This is a genomic window from Saccharopolyspora halophila (genome assembly GCF_039531955.1).
GTDB lineage: Bacteria > Actinomycetota > Actinomycetes > Mycobacteriales > Pseudonocardiaceae > Saccharopolyspora > Saccharopolyspora halophila.
Genome location: NZ_BAAARA010000004.1, coordinates 469,328 through 486,490, shown reverse-complemented (window position 1 = coordinate 486,490; position 17,163 = coordinate 469,328). Strand labels below are relative to the sequence as shown.

Sequence of the window (17,163 nt, the reverse complement as noted above, 5' to 3'; positions counted from 1 at the left end):
GGAGCGAGGAGCTTTCGAGAGCGCTCGCCACCGAGTCTCCGGACACCGGCAGCTCCGCCCCGGGGGGAAGGCCGCAGCAGAGCCCTAGCGGGGAAGCCCGAGAAGGCGTTCGGCCGCGACGTTGAGCAGCACCTGCGTGGTGCCACCAGCGATGGAATGCGCTCGGGTGAGCAGGAACTCGTGAACCGCTTCGGCCGCCGCCCCGTCGGCGGCCAGCGCCTCCGAACCGTGCAGGCCGACGGCGAGATCGGCGGTGTTCTGCCGGTGCTGCACGCCGAGGAGCTTCTCCACGCTGGATTCCGCACCCGGGCCCTGGCCGTGCAGGCTGCGCTGCGTGGCGCGCAGTCGCAGCAGCGAAACCGTCAGCCCTTCGGCCACAGCCGCACCGAGGCGCTCGAGGGTGGCGGGATCGTCCTGCGGCGGGTTCTCCAGCAACCGCTCGACGTCCTGGCCGAGGCTGGAGTCACCGAGAGCAACGCGTTCGTTGGCCAGCGTGGTGCGCGCGAGCTTCCACCCCTGGCCGGGCTCGGCGACCAACGACTCGTCCGGCACGAACACCTCATCGAGGAAGACCTCGTTGAACCGGGCCTCGCCGGTGATCTCGCGCAGCGGGCGCACGCTGATCCCCTCGGTGCGCATGTCCACCAGGAAGTAGGAGATCCCGCGGTGCTTGGGCGCGTCGGGGTCGGAGCGGGCCAGGCAGATCGCCCAGTCGGCCTCCAGCGCCAGCGACGTCCACACCTTCTGCCCGCTGAGGCGCCAGCCGCCGTCCACCTTCTCGGCGCGCGTGCGCAGTGCCGCGAGGTCCGATCCGGCGCCCGGCTCGGAGAACAGCTGGCACCACACGATCTCGCCGCGCAGCGTCGGCCACACGAACCGCTCCCGCTGCCGGTCGCTGCCGTGCTCGAGGATCGTCGGCAGCGCCCAGTTCCCGACGACGAGATCCGGCCGGCGCACACCGGCGCGGTCGAGTTCCTCGTCGATGATCAGCTGCTCGCGCGGCCCCGACCCGATCCCGTAGGGCGCCGGCCAGTGCGGCGCGAGAAAACCGGTCTCGGCCAACCGCACCCGCCGCTGCCCCGCCGGCAACCCGGCGATCTCCTCGGCCACGCGGCGCACCTCGGCACGTCGGTGCTCGGGCAGGTCGCCCGGGCTGAGGCTGCGGCGCACGCCGCGCGCGGCGAGTTCGGCGACCCGGCGCCGCCACCGGGCCGGGCCACCGAACATCGCCCGGAGCGCAGCGGCCCGCCGCAGGTACAGGTGCGCGTCGTGCTCCCAGGTGAAGCCGATGCCGCCGAGCACCTGCACGCAGTCCTTGGCCACCTGCACGGCTTCGTCGAAGACCACCGCACCGGCCGCTGCCGCCACCAGCGCGTGCTCGTCTCCCCCGGCCTCGACGTCCTCGGCCGCCCGGGCTGCGTCCCAGGCCAGGGCGGTGATCTGCTCGACCCGGCACAGCATTCCGGCGCACAGGTGCTTGATCGCCTGGAAGGAACCGATGACCTGGCCGAACTGCTCGCGAGTGCGGGCGTGCTCGACCGCGGTGCGCAGGCACCAGCCCGCGATTCCCGCCGCCTCCGCGGCGGCGAGGGTCACGGCGAGGTCGGACACCTGCGCGCCGACCTCGCCGACCGGGACATCGTCCAGGGTGACGTCGGCTGCCGGGCGGGTGAGATCGAGCGAGCTCCGCGGGCGGCGCTCCACCCAGTCCGCCTCGACGACGAACCAGCTGGTGGTGTCCCCCACCCGAGCGCGCAGCAGCAGGTGCGTCACGCCCATCGCGGCCGGGACCGGACCGACGGTGCCGGACACGCGCAGCCCCCGGTCTTGGCGGGTGCCGACCAGGTCGCCGGGCTCGAGCGCGACGCCGGCCGTGGCGCGCCCTTCGGCGAGGGCGGTGACGAGCGCCTCGTCCGCGCCCGCCCGATGCAGCGACGTCGCGGTCAGCGCCGTGGACCACACGGGTCCGGGCACCAGCGCCTCGGCGGTCTGCTCCAGTCCGGCAGCCAGATCCGGCAGCGTACCGAGACCGTCCACGACCAGGGAGAACAGACCGATCTCGGTCAGCTCGGCCCAGGTGGTCTGCTCGTGCCAGCGCGGCGGTTCGGTGGTCTCCAGCTTGCGTGCCGCGTCGGTGGCCCCGCCCGCTGCCCAACCGCGGAGGGATTCCTGCAGGGCCCGCTGTTCCTCGGTGATCGCGATCGGCACGGTGCCTCCTCGCAGAGTTAGAACACGTTCTAGGAAACCTAGCCCGTTGAACAGGTAGCCTGCAACGCGCAGCCGGAACTCATGGAGGAAGCACGTGACGCAGGGATCGACCACCAACCGCGAGCACCACCCGTCGATGCCTGCGGAGCTGCTGGAACTCGCCGAAGCCGCGACCGGCTTCATGCCCGTCGACGAAGGGCTGGCGCTGCACGAGGCCGCCGTGCATCACCTCGGCACGGGCGTGGCGGTGGAAATCGGAACCTACTGCGGGAAATCGAGCATCTACCTGGGCGCGGCGGCCCGGCACACCGGCGGACGAGTCGTCACCTTGGACCACCACCGGGGTTCGGAGGAGCACCAGCCCGGGTGGGAGTACCACGACCCTGGCCTGGTCGACCCCGAGGTCGGCAAGCTCGACACCGTGGGCGAGTTCCGCCGCACCCTCGCACGCGCCGACCTCGAGGACGAGGTCACCGCGATCATCGGCCGATCCGGCGACGTCGCGGGCTTCTGGCGCACACCGCTGAACCTGCTGTTCATCGACGGCGGGCACACCGACGCCGCGGCGAGCACCGACTACGAGGGCTGGGCACCGTGGGTCGCCCCGGGCGGCGCCCTGGTCATCCACGACGTCTTCCCGAACCCGGAAGACGGCGGCCAAGCCCCCTACCGCATCTACCTCCGAGCCCTCGAAACCGGCGCCTTCAAGGACCTCACCACCACGGGCTCCCTCCGAGTCCTGCAACGCACCACCGGAACCCCCGGCGTGCTCTAGTGACAGTTCTGCCTAAAACTGCAGGCTTCGGCGCCCGAGATGTCCGGACAGTTTTAGGGGGCCTTGCAGTCGCGTAGGCCGCTACGCAAGTGGCGGATCCCGCAGCCACACGACGCGTCGGGTTCCGCCACCCGCACCGCCACGCAAGCCCGAACTGAAACAACTCCCAAAACTGCCGCTTGGCGCGTGTGCTGGGTCAGGCCTCGACCGCGGGGAGGTCGTCGCCGCGGAAGATGCCGTTGGCCGGGGTGGTGCGCGACAGCGCGTCGGCCGCCAGCACCACCGCTGCCGCGGTCCAGGTGGAGCGCTCGACCGGCCAGCGCTCGTCGTCGGTGAACACGTAGCCGGTCCAGTAGGAACCGTCCGGATCGCGCAGGTGCTGCATCGCCGCGAGCTGCTGGTGAGCTCGCTCCGGCTCGCCGATCGCGTCCAAAGCCAGTACCAGCTCGCAGGTTTCGGCACCCGTCACCCACGGATGGTCGTCCACGCAACGGATCCCGAGCCCGTCGACCACGAAATCGTCCCACCGAGCCAGGATCCGCCGCCGCCCGGCTTCGCCGCGCACCGCACCGCCCAGCACCGGGTAGTACCAGTCCATCGAGTAGCGGCTCTTGGGCGTGAACGCCTCCGGGTGCTCGCGCAGCGCGCGCCCGAGCCTGCGCACGGCATCTGCCCACCCCGGCTGCGGGTGCCCCAGGTGCTCGGCCAGCGCCAGCGCGCAGCGCAGGCTCTGGTGGATGCTGGCCGAGCCGGACAGCAGCGCCTCGCCGGTCGGACCGCCCTCGCCGACGCCCCAATCGATCTCGCCGCGCTCGTGCTGCGCGCCCAGCACGAAATCGATCGCGGAGCGCACCACGGGCCACATCCGCGATGCGAACGCGGCATCACCGGTGATCAGCACGTGGTGCCACACACCGACGGCCGGGTAGGCGCAGTAGTTCGTGTCCGCGCCGTCGTCCTCGACCACGCCGTCGCGCACCTGCAGCGGCCAGGAGCCGTCGGCGCGCTGGGTCTCCCGCAGCCAGTCGTAGGCGCGTTCGGCCTCGTGGTGAAAACCGGTGACCGACAACGCCATCGCCGATTCCACGTGGTCCCACGGATCGGTGTGCCCGCCGGGGAACCACGGGATCTCCCCGGTCGGGAGCTGGACCGCGGCGATGGCCTTGCCGGTTTGCGCCAGCGCCTCGGCCGAGACGACGCCGACGATCTCAGGAGCGGACACGAGGCTTCCCCAGGTACACCGCGAGGCTCTTGCCCGCCACCGGGTTAAGCAGCCGCTCGGCCGTCCGCGAGATCCACGGCGCCTGCATCATGTCCCACACCAGGAACGAGTGATAGGCCTTGACCAGCGGGTGGTCGTCGTTGTCGGTGCCCACCGCGCACTTGATCCACCAGTACGGCGAGTGCAGCGCGTGCGCGTGGTGCTGGAAGGCGAACCGCAGACCCGCGTCGGAGAGCTTGCCGATCAGCTCGGCCGCCGAGTAGATCCGCACGTGGCCGCCCTCGACCTGGTGGTACTCGTCGGACAGCGCCCAGCAGATCCGCTCGGGCCAGTCGCGGGGCACGGTGACGACGACGCGGCCTCCCGGCTTGACCACGCGCACCAGCTCGGCCATCGCCTTCTCGTCCTCGGGGATGTGCTCCATGATCTCCGAGGCGATGACGACGTCGAAGTGCTCGTCGGGAAAGGGAAGCGCCAGCGCGTCGCCGACGACGGTCTGCGCCTGCGCGTTCGCGGGCACCTCGTCCTCGGTCTTCATCGCGGCGAACATCGCGGCCACGTTGTCCAGCTCTTCGACGTCGTGGTCGAAGGCGGTCACGTCGGCACCGAGCCGGTACAGCTCGAAGGCGTGCCGGCCCGCCCCGCAGCCCAGGTCCAGCACTCGCTGGCCCGGCTGCACGCCGAGCTTGTCGAAGTCCACCGTCAGCAACGCGTTGCTCCCTTCCCTGCGCGCGAGCTGCGCGCGATCGCTTCGGCATAGCAGTCGACGGTCGCCGCTGCCACGGATTTCCAGCTGTAGCGCTCCAAGACCCGCCGGCGGCCGTTGGCGCCGAGAGCCGCCCGGCGAGCGGGCGAATCCAGTTGCCGGGACAGCGTCGTGGCGAGCGCCTCGGCATCGCCGGGCGGAACCAGGTCGGCGCATTCGCCCTCGGGCCCGACGACCTCCGGGATCGCACCGGCACGACTGGCCACCAGCGGGGTGCCGCAGGACATGGCTTCCACGGTCGGCAGCGAGAAGCCCTCGTACAACGAGGGAACGCTGGCCACCTCGGCCGACCCGAGCAGCTCGGCGAGTTCGGTGTCGGTCAGACCGCTGACCGTGCGCACCACGTCGCCGATGCCGAGCTCCTCGATGTGCTGGGCCGTCGGGCCGGTCGGGTTGAGCTTGCTGACCAGCACCAGCTCCACGTCGCGTTCGGTGCGCAGCTTGGCGACGGCCTCCAGCAGCACGCCCACGCCCTTCATGGGCGTGTCGGCGCTGGCCATCGCGACGATGCGGCCGGGTCGGCGGGGCGCTTCCGGCGGCTTGAACACGTCGGCGTCCACGCCCAGCGGGACGACGTTGAGCTGCTCCGGGGAGACGTTGAAGTCGCGGGCGATGTCCTCGGCGGAGTTCCGCGAGACGGTCAGCAGGTTCGGCACGCGACGCGCGACGCGGGCCTGCATGCGGGTGAAGCCGTACCAGCGGCGCAGCGTGATCTTGCGCAACCGCTTGGCCTCGGCGAGTTCCACGCGGCGGTCGTGGGTGATCGGGTGGTGCACGGTCGCCACCAGCGGGATGCCCGCGCGCTGCATGGAAAGCAGCCCGTAGCCCAAGCACTGGTTGTCGTGCACGACGTCGAACTCGTGGGCGCGGGCGCGCAGCAGCTTGGCGGCGCGCAGGCTGAACGTCAGCGGCTCCGGGAAGCCCGCGGTCCACATCGTGCCCACCTCGAGCAGGTCGACGTGGTCGCGGATCTCCCGGGGGTGCGGCGTGCGGAACGGGGCCGCGTCGTTGTACAGGTCGAGGCTGTCCACCCGGCAGAGGTCCACGCCAGGGTCCAGTTCCGGGTAGGGCTGGCCGGAGAAGACCTCGACGTGATGTCCGAGCTCGGCGAGACCGCGGCTGAGGTACCGCACGTAAATGCCCTGACCGCCGCTATGCGGTTTGCTCCGGTAGGACAGCAATGCGATCCGCACGATTCACCTCACACTGCCCGGGGGCCGCGGGCTGGATAGACTGGAACATGTTTCGATGGAGATATCCTGCTCACCTTAACCCGCGAGTAGGGCAAGGCGATGAGCCGCGTGGTGACGAACACGCGGTTTTCGTTCGATGAACTTTCGAGGAGAACGATCACATGGCAAGCGCACGCAGTGCTCTGCAGACGCCCCGAGCCGGCGAATCCGGTTCGACGGCGCAAGCCGAGCGGCGGAAGCGCATCATCGACGCCACCATCGCACTGGCGAGCAAGGGCGGATACGAAGCCGTGCAGATGCGCTCGGTGGCCGAGCGGGCCGACGTCGCGCTGGGCACCCTCTACCGCTACTTCCCGTCGAAGATCCACCTGCTGGTGGTGGGCCTTGCCCGCGAGTTCGAGCGCGAGCAGAGCAAGCTCGAGCGCAGCAAGATCCCCGGTGAGGACGCCGCTGAACGCGTGCTGTACGTGCTCAGCCGCACCACGCGGACACTGCAGCGCAACCCGCAGCTGACCGAGGCGATGACGCGGGCGTTCATGTTCGCCGACACCTCGGTTGCCAACGAGGTCGACCAGGTCGCGGAGCTGGTGGAGCGGTTGTTCACCGCGGCCATGACCGATGGCGACCCGACCGAGGAGGAAAGGGCCATCGCCCGGGTCATCGGCGATGTCTGGCTGTCGAACCTGGTCGCCTGGGTCACCCGCCGCGCCTCGGCCTCCGACGTGACCAGCCGTCTGGAGCTCACGGTCCGCCTGCTGCTGAAGAGCTGACCGCCCGGGGACGCGACGCGGCTCAGCCCACCACGGCGTACTCGGCGACCTCGCCGTGCCGGTCGACCGACAGCTGCCCCCGGGTGACCAGCAGGTCGAGGTGGGCGCTGGTCTCGCCCACGGCGAGCACCTGGTTGAACAGGTCCAGGTCGACGAGCTTCTTCTCCCGGCGGGTCCAGCCGAGTTGCAGCGCCGCCTCGTAGGCCGTGCCCGCGCCGTCGCGGATCACCTCGAGGGTCTGGGCCAGTCGCTGCTCGTGGTGCTCGAGCAGCTCCCCGACGCGCGCGTGCGTGCTGCCACCCGGCGGGCCGTGCGCGGGGAACATGCGCAGGTCCGGGTAGGACTGCATGAGCCGCAGCGAGTCCAGGAAGTCACCGAGCGGGAGCTCGGGCCGGGCGGGTTCGACGCCGATGGACGGGGTGATGTGCGGCAGGATGTGGTCGCCGGAGAACAGCACCTGCGCATCGGCGTCCATGAACACGACGTGTCCGCGAGTGTGGCCCGGGGTGGGCACCGCCAGCAGGGTCCGGGATCCGAGCGGGATCTCGACCTTGCCCTCGATCCACTCGTCCGGGGCCTCGTAGGGGCTCTTCTGCCGGGGCTCGTCGCCGTAGGCCTCGGCGAGTTGGGTCATCAGCCGGTCCGCGCCCCACCGGTGCAGCCGCTCCACCTCGCGGTCGGTCTGGCCACCGTTGAGCAGCAGGTCCATCGAGGGCTGCTCCCCCGCGCCGAGGCTGATCTTGGAACCGAAGGTCTGCCGCAGCGTCACCGCGAGGGTGTAGTGATCGCGGTGCACGTGCGTGACCAGGAAGCGCTGCACGTCTTCGAAGCCGTAGCCGATCTCGCCGAGGGCGTTCTCCAACTGGCCGCGGGCATCGGCAAGCGCCCAGCCGGAGTCGATGAGCACGAGGCCGTCGGAATCCTCGACGGCGTAGACGTTGACCGCGCGCAAACCGTCGTTGGGCAGCGGCAGCGGGATCCGGTGCACGCCGGGCGCGACCTCGAAGGCTCCGGGCTCGATCCAAGCGTGGCGCGCGTCGTTCACTCGTCCTCCAGCAATTCGCCCCATCGCGACCGGGGAAACCGAAACCGTCCCGCTCCAGATCTACCACGCCACCGCACGACCCCGAACCGGACGTAGATCACACTCCCGACCCACGCCGCGAACGCCGCGGAATCCGGGGCGTGGACCGCTCGGAGGGGTTAGGTGCCGTAGACCGGCAGGGGCGTTGGGGAGCGATCCAGCAGATCTTTGACGACCGGGCCGAGCTCCTCCGGGCGCCAGCGGCGGCCCGCGTCCCTGGTGGGACCGCGGGTGTTGCCGTTGATGACCGTGATCGTGCCGCCGGCCACCTCGAAGACCCGGCCGGAGACCTCGGTCGAACGGGCGGCCAGCCAGGCCACCAGCGGCGCGACGTTGTCCGGGGCCATTTCGTCGAAGCCGTCCTCGGGCCGGGCCATCGTGTCGGCGAAGACGGTCTCGGTCATGCGGGTGCGCGCCGCGGGAGCGATCGCGTTGACCGCGACCCCGTAGCGGCCGAGCTCCGCAGCGGTGTTGAGCGTCAGCCCGACGATGCCCGCCTTGGCCGCGGCGTAGTTCGTCTGCCCGAGGCTGCCGAGCAGCCCGGCACCCGAGGTCGTGTTGATCACGCTGGCCCGGACGTCCTCCCCCGCCTTGCAGCGATCCCGCCAGTGCTGCGCGGCGTGCCGCATCGTGGCGGCGTGCCCCTTGAGGTGGACCCGGACGACCTGGTCCCACTCGTCCTCGGAGAGGTTGACGAACATCCGGTCGCGCACGACCCCGGCGTTGTTGACCAGCACGTCGAGGCGCCCGAAGCGCTGCACCGCGAAGTCGACGAGCTCGCGGGCCTGCTGCCAGTCGCCGACGTCGGCGCCGTGCACCTCCGCTTCGCCACCACCCGCGCGGATCTCCCCGGCCACCTCGCGGGCGGCCGCGCCGTCACCACCGGTGCCGTCGAGCCCGACGCCGATGTCGTTGATCACCACGCGCGCGCCCTGCCGGGCGAGCTCGAGCGCGTGCGCGCGGCCGAGACCGCGGGCACCTCCGGTAATGATCGCCACTCTGCCCGCGCAGATCATCGATGCCTCCTCACGAGCGCACCGCGCTCAGGTATGCCGATCGCTCGCCGCCGCCGTCGACGGTCACGATCGATCCGGTGATGTGGCCCGCCAGCGGTGAGGCCAGGAACGCGCAGGCGTCGCCGACGTCGGAGGGCTCGGCGAGCCTGCCCATCGGCACCAGCGAGTCCAGTTCGGACGACCCGTAGTGCTCCTGCTGATCTCCGGCCCGCACCAGCCCCACGACCACCTCGTTGACCCGGACTGCCGGGGCGAGTTCCTGGGCCAGCGTGCCGGTGAGGTTGTCCAGCCCCGCCTTGGCCGCTCCGTAGGCCGCGGTTCCCGGTGAAGGACGCCTCCCGGACACGCTGCCGATGTTGATGATCGACCCGCCGGTGTCGGTCAGCGCCGCGCGGCAGTGCTGCGCGAGCAGCAGCGGGGCGAGGAGGTTGAGCTCGACGACCTTGCGGTGCAACCGGATCGAGGCGCTGGCGGTGTCGGCCACCGGTGTGCCGCCGGCGTTGTTGACCAGCACGTCGAGCCTGCCGGCGCGTCGCAGCACCTCGGCGACGAGTTCGGCGACCTGCTCCTCGTCGCGCACGTCGGCCTGCAGCGCGCCCGGCGTGGGATTGCGCGCGCAGACCACGACCTCGGCGCCCGCGCGCCGGAAGGTCTCGGCGATCCCCGCTCCGATGCCACGAGTTCCTCCGGTGACCAGCACGACCTTGCCGGTCAGGTCGATAGAGATCGCCATCGTCGAAAACCCCTTCGTGGACCGGATGCTGGCGGGTCGTGCTGCGGTGTTGCTACGGTAACAACCCAACCAAACAAGTGCTAGGTTTGGCAGGTGGCATGGGCACCCGAATCGAACGTCGCGACGACGGGATCGTCGTCCTCACCGTTGATCATCCGCCGGTCAACGCGCTCCCGGTGCGCGGCTGGTACGAGCTGGCCGAAGCCCTCGGCGGAACAGCTCCGGAGGACCGCGTCGTGGTGTTGCGGGCCGAAGGCCGAGGGTTCAACGCGGGCGTGGACATCAAGGAACTCGCCGCCGACACCGGTCATCAGAAGCTCGTCGCCGTCAACGACGGGTGCTACCGGGCCTTCAAGGCGGTCTACGAGTGCCCGGTGCCGGTGATCAGCGCGGTGCAGGGGTTCTGCGTCGGCGGCGGGATCGGTCTGGTGGGCAACTCCGATGTGATCGTGGCCGCCGAGGACGCCACGTTCGGCCTCCCCGAGGTCGACCGGGGCGCGCTGGGTGCGGCCACCCACCTGTCCCGGCTGGTGCCGCAGCACATGATGCGCGCGATGTTCTACACCGGAACGACCGCGACGGCCGCGCAGCTGCACGGGTTCGGCTCGGTGCACCAGGTCGTGCCCAACGACGGGCTGCGGGAGGCCGCGATGAACCTGGCCGCCGACATCGCGGCCAAGGATCCGCTGGTCATCCGCAAGGCCAAGGCCGCGCTCAACGGCATCGATCCGGTGGACGTCAATCGCAGCTACCGCTACGAGCAGGGTTTCACCTTCGAGCTCAACCTCACCGGCGTGTCCGATTCCGCGCGCGCCGAGTTCATCCGCGGGGAGGCGTAGGTGCAGGACAAGCGACTTGGCATCGATGACGTGGTCGCCAGGCTGCGCGACGGCATGACGATCGGCATCGGCGGGTGGGGGTCTCGGCGCAAGCCGATGGCGCTGGTGCGGGCGATCCTGCGCTCCCCGTTGAAGGACCTCACGGTGGTCTCCTACGGCGGCCCGGACGTCGGACTGCTGTGCGCGGCTGGCAAGGTGCGCGAGCTGATCTACGGGTTCGTCTCGCTGGACTCGATCCCGCTGGACCCGCACTTCCGCGCCGCCCGGCAGCGCGGTGCGGTCGAGGTCTCCGAGTACGACGAAGGCATGATCCTGGCCGGGCTACGCGCCGCGGCGGCCCGGCTGCCGTTCCTGCCCACGCGGGCGGGCCTGGGCTCGGACGTGATGGCGCTCAATCCCGGTTTGCGCACCGTCCGCTCGCCCTACGACGACGGCGAGGAACTGGTCGCGATGCCCGCGTTGCGCCTGGACGCCGCGCTGGTGCACCTCAACCGGGCGGATCGGTACGGCAACGCCCAATACCTCGGTCCCGACCCGTACTTCGACGATCTGATGTGCGCCGCGGCCGCTCGCAGCTTCGTCAGCTGCGAGCGGATCGTGCCCACCGAGGAGCTCTCCGGTGCGGCACCGCAGACCCTGCTGATCAACCGGATGCACCCGGAAGGCGTGGTGGAAACCCCGAACGGGGCGCACTTCACCAGCTGCGCACCCGACTACGGACGCGACGAGGCGTTCCAGCGGCACTACGTGGCGAGCGCGAAACCCGTTGCGTGGGAAGGATTCCGGGACGAGTTCCTGGCCGCCGACGAGGACGGCTACCAGGCGGCCGTGCGGGCGTTTCACGCGAGGGAGGTACCGGCATGAGCGTGTCCAGAGCCGAGTTCTGCGCGGTGGCCTGCGCGGATTCCTTCGCCGACGCCGGGGCCGCGATCGCCTCGCCGTTCGGCACCGTTCCGTCGATCGGCGCCCGGCTCGCGCGGCTGACCAGCGCCCCGGACCTGCTGCTGACCGACGGCGAGGCGATGCTGCTGTCCGAAACCCCCGCGCTCGGCGAGGAATCCGACGCCACGGTCGAGGGCTGGTTGCCCTACCGGCAGGTCCTGGACCTGCTCGCCGGAGGACGGCGACGAGTCATGATGGGCGCCTCGCAGGTCGACCGCTTCGGCAACCAGAACATCTCGCGCATCGGCGACTGGGCCGAGCCCAAGGTCCAGCTCGTCGGGGTGCGCGGCGCACCGGGAAACACCGTCAACCACACGACGAACTACTGGATCCCGCAGCACTCGACGAAGGTGTTCGTGGAGTCGGTGGACCTCGTCGCCGGGGTCGGGCACGACCGCGCTCGGCAGTCGGGAGCGCGGTTCCACGACGTGCGGGTGGTGGTCACGGATCTGGCGGTGCTGGACTTCACCGGGCCCGACGGCAGCATGCGGCTGCGATCGGTGCACCCCGGCGTGAGCATCGCCGACGTGCGCGCGCGGACCGGCTTCGAGCTCACCGTCGGCGAGGTCGTCGAGACCCGGGAACCCACCGAGCGCGAGCTGAACCTGATCCGCGGCGCGATCGATCCGAACGGCCTGCGCTACCAGGAGGTCGCCGCGTGATCGAGCAGCGGCTGCGCACCCCGCTGTGCGACCTGGCCGGGGTGCGCCATCCGGTCGTGCAGACGGGAATGGGATGGGTCGCGGGCCCGAGCCTGGTGTCGGCGACCGCAGAGGCGGGCGGTCTGGGCGTGCTGGCCTCGGCGACGATGACCCTCGAACAGCTGGAATCCGCGGTGCGCGAAGTCAAGGAACGCACCGACCGGCCCTTCGGCGTCAACCTGCGCGCCGATGCCGGCGACGCCGAGCAGCGGGTGGAACTGCTCATCCGGGAGGGAGTCCGAGTCGCGTCCTTCGCATTGGCGCCGTCCCAGCGGCTGATCGGCAAGCTCAAGGACGCGGGTGTCGTGGTCGTCCCGTCGGTCGGTGCGCGGCGGCACGCGGAGAAGGTCGCCTCCTGGGGCGCCGACGCGGTGCTGGTGCAGGGCGGCGAGGGCGGCGGGCACACCGGCCCGGTCGCCACGACGCTGCTGATCCCGCAGGTGGTCGACGCCGTGGACGTCCCGGTCATCGCCGCGGGCGGTTTCTACGACGGCCGCGGGCTGGCCGCCGCGCTGTGCTACGGCGCGGCCGGGGTGGCCATGGGCACCCGCTTCCTGCTCACCTCGGACAGCAGGGTGCCGGACGAGGTCAAGCGGTCCTACTTGGACGCATCGGTGTCCGGCACGGTCGTGACCAGCAAGGTCGATGGCCTACCGCATCGGATGCTGCGGACCCCGCTGACCGACGCGGCCGAGCGCGGCGGAGTCCTGCGCCGGCTGCCGGACGCCCTGCGGCGAGCGGTGGAGTTCAAATCGATGACCGGCATGACCTGGCGCGAGCTGATCACCGACGGCCTGGCCACCCGCAAGGCTCAAGACCTGCCGCTGCACCGGGTCCTGCTGGCGGCCAACACGCCGATGCTGATCAAGCGCGCGCTGGTCGACGGCCGCCCGGAGGCCGGCGTTCTCCCGGCTGGCCAGGTGGTCGGCATGATCGACGAACTCCCCAGCTGCGAACAACTCATCGACGGGATCATCACCGAAGCCACCCGCACCCTGGGCAGGGTTCACCACCTCACCTGAGCAGCTGTTCCGGCTCGCGGCTCAATCGGCACGGACGGTGCGACCGAGCGACGCCGTGACAGTTTTGCCTAAAACTGTCCGGACATTTCGGGCACGCACCGCTCGAAATTTTAGGGGTCCTTGCAGTATGCGGCGGCAGCCGCTGTTTCAGGTGCGGGCCTCAACCCGCGCCGCCGCGGGTTCTGACGCGCCGTGTGGCGAGGACAGCCGCGACGCCGCGTAGGCCGCTGCTCGAGGGGCGGATTCCGCAGCCACGCGGCGCGTCAGGTTCCGCCACCCGCACCGCCACGCACACGGCAAACGGCACATCTCCTCAGGCAGAACTGTCACTACTCTTCCGGGCTGACGATGCCGTTGCAGAGGATGGTGATGTACTGCTCGGCTATGGCTTGCGGGGAGTGCTTGCCCTGGGGGTCGTACCAGTGGACCGCGGTCCAGACGGTGTCCCTGATGAAGCGGTAGGTGAGCTTGAGGTCCAGGTCTTCGCGGAAGACACCGGCCTGCTGCCCCGCGTGCAGCGCTTCGATCCAGGTGTCCTCGAACTCGTCCGCGACGGTCGGCAGGTAGTCGAAGCGGTCGAACTGCGCGAGGTGCTTCGACTCGTTCTGGAAGATGGCGATCGCCGCCGGGTGGCGCAGCAACGCGCCGAAGGCCTGCCGGATCAGCTCGGTGATCGCCGAGCGGGGATCGGCGGCCTCGCGCACGACCCGCTCGTTGGTGCGGCGCTGATCGTCCAGGAACTCGCGCAGGATCTCGTCCACCATGGATTCCTTGGAATCGAAGTGGTGGTAGAGGCTGCCGGAGAGAATGCCCGCCGCATCGGCGATGTCGCGCACCGTGGTGGCCAGAAAACCCCGGGTGGCGAACAGCTCGGCGGCGATGGCCAGCAGTTCGGCACGACGTTCGGAACCGGACTCCCGCGTGCGGGCGGACAAGCGCTTGCTCGAAACCACGAGGTCATCCTCTCAGAGCAGCACCGGAGGCGCTGCTCACGGGTGCTGGTTGCTGACCGAGACGACCTCGCCGGTGAGGTAGGTCGAGTAGTCCGAGGACAGGAACACGATCACGTTGGCCACTTCCCACGGCTCGGCCGAGCGGCCGAAGGCCTCCCGCTCGGTGAGCCGGGACAACATCTCCTCGGAGGTGACCTTGGCGAGGTTGTCGTGCATCACCAGGCTGGGCGCGACCGCATTGATCCGCACCCCCAGGTGCGCCGCGTCCATGGCCGCGCACCTGGTCAGCGCCATCACGCCCGCCTTGGCAGCCGCGTAGTGGGCCTGCCCGGCCTGAGCGCGCCAGCCGACGACCGAGGCGTTGTTCACGATCACGCCCGGGTTGCCCTGCCGCTGGAACAGCTGCGTCGCCGCGCGGGTGCAGCGGAACGTCCCGCCCAGGGTGATGTCGACGACCTTGCTCCACTGCTCGTCGGTCATCTCCAGGATCGACGCGGTACCACCGAGACCGGCGTTGTTGACCACCACATCGACCTGACCGAACTCGGCGGTGGCGGTCTCCAGCATGTCCCGCACCTGCTCGTCATCGGTGACGTCGCAGGGCACCGCGACGACCTCCCCGAGCTCGGCGAGTTCGGCGCGGGTTTCGGCCAGCCGGCGTTCGTGGCGATCGCTGATGACCACCCTGGCGCCCTCGGCGAGCATCCGGCGGGCGGCCGCGGAGCCGATCCCGCTGCCCGCCGCGGCGGTGACCACCGCGGTCTTGCCGTCGAGCAATCCGTGCGGCTGCGGTTCCTGCACCAAGGGGTTCTCCTTCATCGTGGCTCGCGGGGCAGGCCGAGCACCCGCTCGGCGATGATGTTGCGCTGGATCTCGTTGGAACCGCCGTAGATCGTGTCCGCGCGGGTGAACAGGAACAGCCGCTGCGCGGCGTCGAGATCGTACGGTTCACCGCGCGCCGTCAGCCCGTCCGGCCCGGCCACCTCCATCGCGAGCTCGCCGAGGCCGCGGTGGAACGTCGACCACAGCAGCTTCACCACCGAGGCCTCCGGGCCAGGCGGCCCGTCCCGCCCCAGCGTGCGGAACACGGTGCAGCGCAGTGCTTCCAGTTCCGTCCAGGCGCGCGCGATGCGGTCGCGCACCAGCGGGTCGTCGATCGCGCCGTTGGCGCGCGCCCGCTCGGTGATCTCGGCGAGTTCGCGGCGGAAGGTGACCTGCTGATCCACGGTGCCGATGCCGCGCTCGAAGCCGAGCGTGCCCATCGCGACCTTCCACCCCTCGCCCACCGCCCCGACGACGTTGCCCGCGTCGGTGACGGCGTCGTCGAAGAACACCTCGTTGAACTCCGAGGTGCCGGTCAGCTGCAAGATCGGCCGGGTGCGAACTCCTGTCTGGTCCATCGGCACCAGCAGGTAGGACAGGCCGGCGTGGCGGGTGCTGTCCGGGTCGGTGCGCGCCAGCACGAAGCACCAGTCGGCCACGTGCGCCAGCGAGGTCCACACCTTCTGCCCGTTGATCACCCACTTGCCGCCCTCGAGCCGCGCGGTGGTCGACACCCCCGCCAGGTCGGATCCGGCTCCCGGCTCGGAATAGCCCTGGCACCAGAGCTCCCGAACCCCGGCGATCTCGGGCAGGAAGCGGCGCTGCTGCTCGTCGCTGCCGAAGGCCATCAGCGTCGGCCCGAGCAGTTCCTCCCCGATGTGGCCGACCCGCACCGGAGCTCGTGCGCGGGCGTACTCCTCGTGGAAGATGATCTGTTCGCCGATCCCCGCCTCCCGGCCGCCGAACTCCGCGGGCCACCCCAGGCAGGTCCACCCGTGCTCGGCCAGCAGCCGGTCCCAGGCCAGCCGCACGTCGAAGCCCTCGTGCTCGCTACCGGGCCCACCCAAACCTCGGGCCTGCGCGAACTCCCCGGTCAGGTGATCGCTCAGCCATTGCCGCACTTCGGCGCGAAAAGCCGCCTCCGCAGCGCTGTCGGTGAGGTCCACAACGCCTCCTCCCGCGGTCCAGAGGACGTTGACTCTACCAAGCACTTGCTTGTTCGGCTAACCTCGTCATGCCGAAACCGCACGGTCAGCGAGGAGCGCCCGATGGCAGCAGAGCAGCCGGTCCGGTACGAACGTCGCGGTCAGATCGCCGTGGTCACCATGAACCGGCCCGAATACCGCAACGCGCAGAACTCGGCGATGACCTACGCGCTCGACGACGCGTTCTACCGGGCCTGCGCCGACGACGAGATCAAGGTGATCGTGCTCGCAGGCGAGGGCGAGCACTTCTCCGCCGGGCACGACATCGGCTCCCCGGAACGCGACGTCGACGTCAGCTATCCGCGCCGGGCCGGGCTCTGGTGGGATCACACCGCGCACGAGGGCGGTGAATCGCGCTTCGCCAGGGAGTCGGAGGTCTACCTGGGCATGTGCCGCCGATGGCGGGAGATGCCCAAACCGATGGTCGCCTCGGTGCAGGGCGCCTGCGTAGCGGGCGGGCTGATGCTGGCGTGGGTGTGCGATCTGATCGTGGCCGCCGAGGACGCCTTCTTCGCCGATCCCGTGCTGCGGATGGGCATTCCGGGCGTGGAGTACTTCGCGCACCCCTGGGTGCTGGGACCGCGCATGGCGCGGGAGTTCTTGTTCACCGGCAAGCGGATCGGCGCGCAGCGCGCCTACGAGGTCGGCATGGTCAACCGGGTGGTGCCCGCCGCCGGACTGGGCGACGCCACGACGGCGCTGGCCGAGGACGTCGCCGCGATGCCGAAGTTCGGGCTGTCGCTGGCCAAGCAGGCGATCAACCAGGCCGAGGACCAGATGGGCATGCGCTCGGGCATGGACGCGGCGTTCGGGCTGCACCACCTCGCGCACGCGCACAACGCCGAGGTCGGCAGCGACTCGCTGGCCGGGATGAACGCGCGCAGCATGAAGAACGGCAACCAGGAGTAGGCC

General features: G+C 70.5%; 17 protein-coding genes. 7 read left to right on the top strand and 10 right to left on the bottom strand.

Translation table 11 applies throughout. The features are described from left to right. Positions 1-84: 84 nt before the first annotated feature. The gene (locus ABD289_RS09780) at positions 85-2,208 is read right to left on the bottom strand and encodes an acyl-CoA dehydrogenase family protein (RefSeq protein WP_344128992.1); all 2,124 of its coding nucleotides are present in this window, start codon (positions 2,206-2,208) and stop codon (positions 85-87) included. Between the two features lie 94 nt (positions 2,209-2,302). Between ABD289_RS09780 and ABD289_RS09775 the strand changes: the two genes are divergently transcribed. After that, positions 2,303-2,983: a class I SAM-dependent methyltransferase gene (locus tag ABD289_RS09775; protein WP_344128990.1), complete on the top strand. Its 681-nt coding sequence runs from the start codon at positions 2,303-2,305 to the stop codon at positions 2,981-2,983. Positions 2,984-3,179: 196 nt separating this feature from the next. Here ABD289_RS09775 and ABD289_RS09770 read toward each other — a convergent pair whose 3' ends face one another. The 3 genes from ABD289_RS09770 to ABD289_RS09760 are packed head-to-tail and all read right to left on the bottom strand — an operon-like array spanning position 3,180 to position 6,164. Further along, entirely contained in the window at positions 3,180-4,205 is a 1,026-nt protein-coding gene (locus ABD289_RS09770; protein WP_344128988.1) for a prenyltransferase, read from the bottom strand. After that, a complete protein-coding gene (locus tag ABD289_RS09765; RefSeq protein WP_344129217.1) occupies positions 4,192-4,905 on the bottom strand; it encodes a class I SAM-dependent methyltransferase in 714 nt (237 codons plus the stop codon). The genes ABD289_RS09770 and ABD289_RS09765 overlap by 14 nt, the downstream gene beginning before the upstream one ends. A gap of 2 nt (positions 4,906-4,907) precedes the next feature. Next, positions 4,908-6,164, bottom strand: a complete 1,257-nt coding sequence (locus ABD289_RS09760) for a glycosyltransferase family 4 protein (RefSeq protein ID WP_344128986.1) — start codon at positions 6,162-6,164, stop codon at positions 4,908-4,910. Positions 6,165-6,325: 161 nt separating this feature from the next. Here ABD289_RS09760 and kstR point away from each other — a divergent pair, with 161 nt between their 5' ends. After that, a complete protein-coding gene (gene kstR / locus ABD289_RS09755) occupies positions 6,326-6,934 on the top strand; it encodes a cholesterol catabolism transcriptional regulator KstR (protein ID WP_344128984.1) in 609 nt (202 codons plus the stop codon). A 22-nt stretch (positions 6,935-6,956) separates the two neighbouring features. Here kstR and ABD289_RS09750 read toward each other — a convergent pair whose 3' ends face one another. The 3 genes from ABD289_RS09750 to ABD289_RS09740 all read right to left on the bottom strand — a co-directional run bounded on the left by ABD289_RS09750 (position 6,957) and on the right by ABD289_RS09740 (position 9,767). Continuing rightward, positions 6,957-8,003, bottom strand: coding sequence for an MBL fold metallo-hydrolase (locus tag ABD289_RS09750; protein WP_425564630.1), 1,047 nt, complete (start codon positions 8,001-8,003; stop codon positions 6,957-6,959). A 134-nt stretch (positions 8,004-8,137) separates the two neighbouring features. Further along, the gene (locus ABD289_RS09745) at positions 8,138-9,034 is read right to left on the bottom strand and encodes an SDR family oxidoreductase (protein WP_344128980.1); all 897 of its coding nucleotides are present in this window, start codon (positions 9,032-9,034) and stop codon (positions 8,138-8,140) included. A gap of 10 nt (positions 9,035-9,044) precedes the next feature. Further along, positions 9,045-9,767, bottom strand: a complete 723-nt coding sequence (locus ABD289_RS09740; protein ID WP_344128978.1) for an SDR family oxidoreductase — start codon at positions 9,765-9,767, stop codon at positions 9,045-9,047. A 98-nt stretch (positions 9,768-9,865) separates the two neighbouring features. Between ABD289_RS09740 and ABD289_RS09735 the strand changes: the two genes are divergently transcribed. Genes ABD289_RS09735 through ABD289_RS09720 form a run of 4 tightly spaced genes read left to right on the top strand, consistent with a single transcriptional unit; the run spans position 9,866 to position 13,271 of the window. Then, positions 9,866-10,606, top strand: a complete 741-nt coding sequence (locus ABD289_RS09735) for an enoyl-CoA hydratase family protein (protein ID WP_344128976.1) — start codon at positions 9,866-9,868, stop codon at positions 10,604-10,606. Beyond that, positions 10,607-11,470 (top strand): CoA transferase subunit A, encoded by an 864-nt coding sequence (locus ABD289_RS09730; protein WP_344128974.1) that lies wholly within the window; start codon positions 10,607-10,609, stop codon positions 11,468-11,470. Further along, entirely contained in the window at positions 11,467-12,210 is a 744-nt protein-coding gene (locus ABD289_RS09725) for a CoA-transferase subunit beta (protein ID WP_344128972.1), read from the top strand. The genes ABD289_RS09730 and ABD289_RS09725 overlap by 4 nt, the downstream gene beginning before the upstream one ends. An 11-nt stretch (positions 12,211-12,221) precedes the next feature. Beyond that, positions 12,222-13,271, top strand: coding sequence for an NAD(P)H-dependent flavin oxidoreductase (locus ABD289_RS09720; RefSeq protein ID WP_344129215.1), 1,050 nt, complete (start codon positions 12,222-12,224; stop codon positions 13,269-13,271). Between the two features lie 329 nt (positions 13,272-13,600). On the opposite strand, the gene ABD289_RS09715 is transcribed toward ABD289_RS09720, so the two are convergent. The 3 genes from ABD289_RS09715 to ABD289_RS09705 are packed head-to-tail and all read right to left on the bottom strand — an operon-like array spanning position 13,601 to position 16,212. Then, positions 13,601-14,224 (bottom strand): TetR/AcrR family transcriptional regulator, encoded by a 624-nt coding sequence (locus tag ABD289_RS09715; protein ID WP_344128970.1) that lies wholly within the window; start codon positions 14,222-14,224, stop codon positions 13,601-13,603. 36 nt (positions 14,225-14,260) lie between these two features. Next, positions 14,261-15,043 (bottom strand): SDR family oxidoreductase, encoded by a 783-nt coding sequence (locus ABD289_RS09710; protein WP_425564629.1) that lies wholly within the window; start codon positions 15,041-15,043, stop codon positions 14,261-14,263. After that, the gene (locus ABD289_RS09705; protein WP_344128966.1) at positions 15,040-16,212 is read right to left on the bottom strand and encodes an acyl-CoA dehydrogenase family protein; all 1,173 of its coding nucleotides are present in this window, start codon (positions 16,210-16,212) and stop codon (positions 15,040-15,042) included. The genes ABD289_RS09710 and ABD289_RS09705 overlap by 4 nt, the downstream gene beginning before the upstream one ends. A gap of 102 nt (positions 16,213-16,314) precedes the next feature. Here ABD289_RS09705 and ABD289_RS09700 point away from each other — a divergent pair, with 102 nt between their 5' ends. After that, on the top strand, positions 16,315-17,160 hold the full coding sequence (locus ABD289_RS09700; RefSeq protein ID WP_344128964.1) for an enoyl-CoA hydratase: 846 nt from the start codon (positions 16,315-16,317) through the stop codon (positions 17,158-17,160). Positions 17,161-17,163: the final 3 nt, after the last annotated feature.

Excerpts from the sequence above, each read along its gene's own strand:
- kstR (WP_344128984.1), top strand. The coding sequence starts at position 6,326 with ATGGCAAGCGCACGCAGTGCTCTGCAGACGCCCCGAGCCGGCGAATCC.
- ABD289_RS09750 (WP_425564630.1), bottom strand. The coding sequence starts at position 8,003 with ATGGGGCGAATTGCTGGAGGACGAGTGAACGACGCGCGCCACGCTTGG.
- ABD289_RS09745 (WP_344128980.1), bottom strand. The coding sequence starts at position 9,034 with ATGATCTGCGCGGGCAGAGTGGCGATCATTACCGGAGGTGCCCGCGGT.
- ABD289_RS09740 (WP_344128978.1), bottom strand. The coding sequence starts at position 9,767 with ATGGCGATCTCTATCGACCTGACCGGCAAGGTCGTGCTGGTCACCGGA.
- ABD289_RS09735 (WP_344128976.1), top strand. The coding sequence starts at position 9,866 with ATGGGCACCCGAATCGAACGTCGCGACGACGGGATCGTCGTCCTCACC.
- ABD289_RS09725 (WP_344128972.1), top strand. The coding sequence starts at position 11,467 with ATGAGCGTGTCCAGAGCCGAGTTCTGCGCGGTGGCCTGCGCGGATTCC.
- ABD289_RS09710 (WP_425564629.1), bottom strand. The coding sequence starts at position 15,043 with ATGAAGGAGAACCCCTTGGTGCAGGAACCGCAGCCGCACGGATTGCTC.
- ABD289_RS09700 (WP_344128964.1), top strand. The coding sequence starts at position 16,315 with ATGGCAGCAGAGCAGCCGGTCCGGTACGAACGTCGCGGTCAGATCGCC.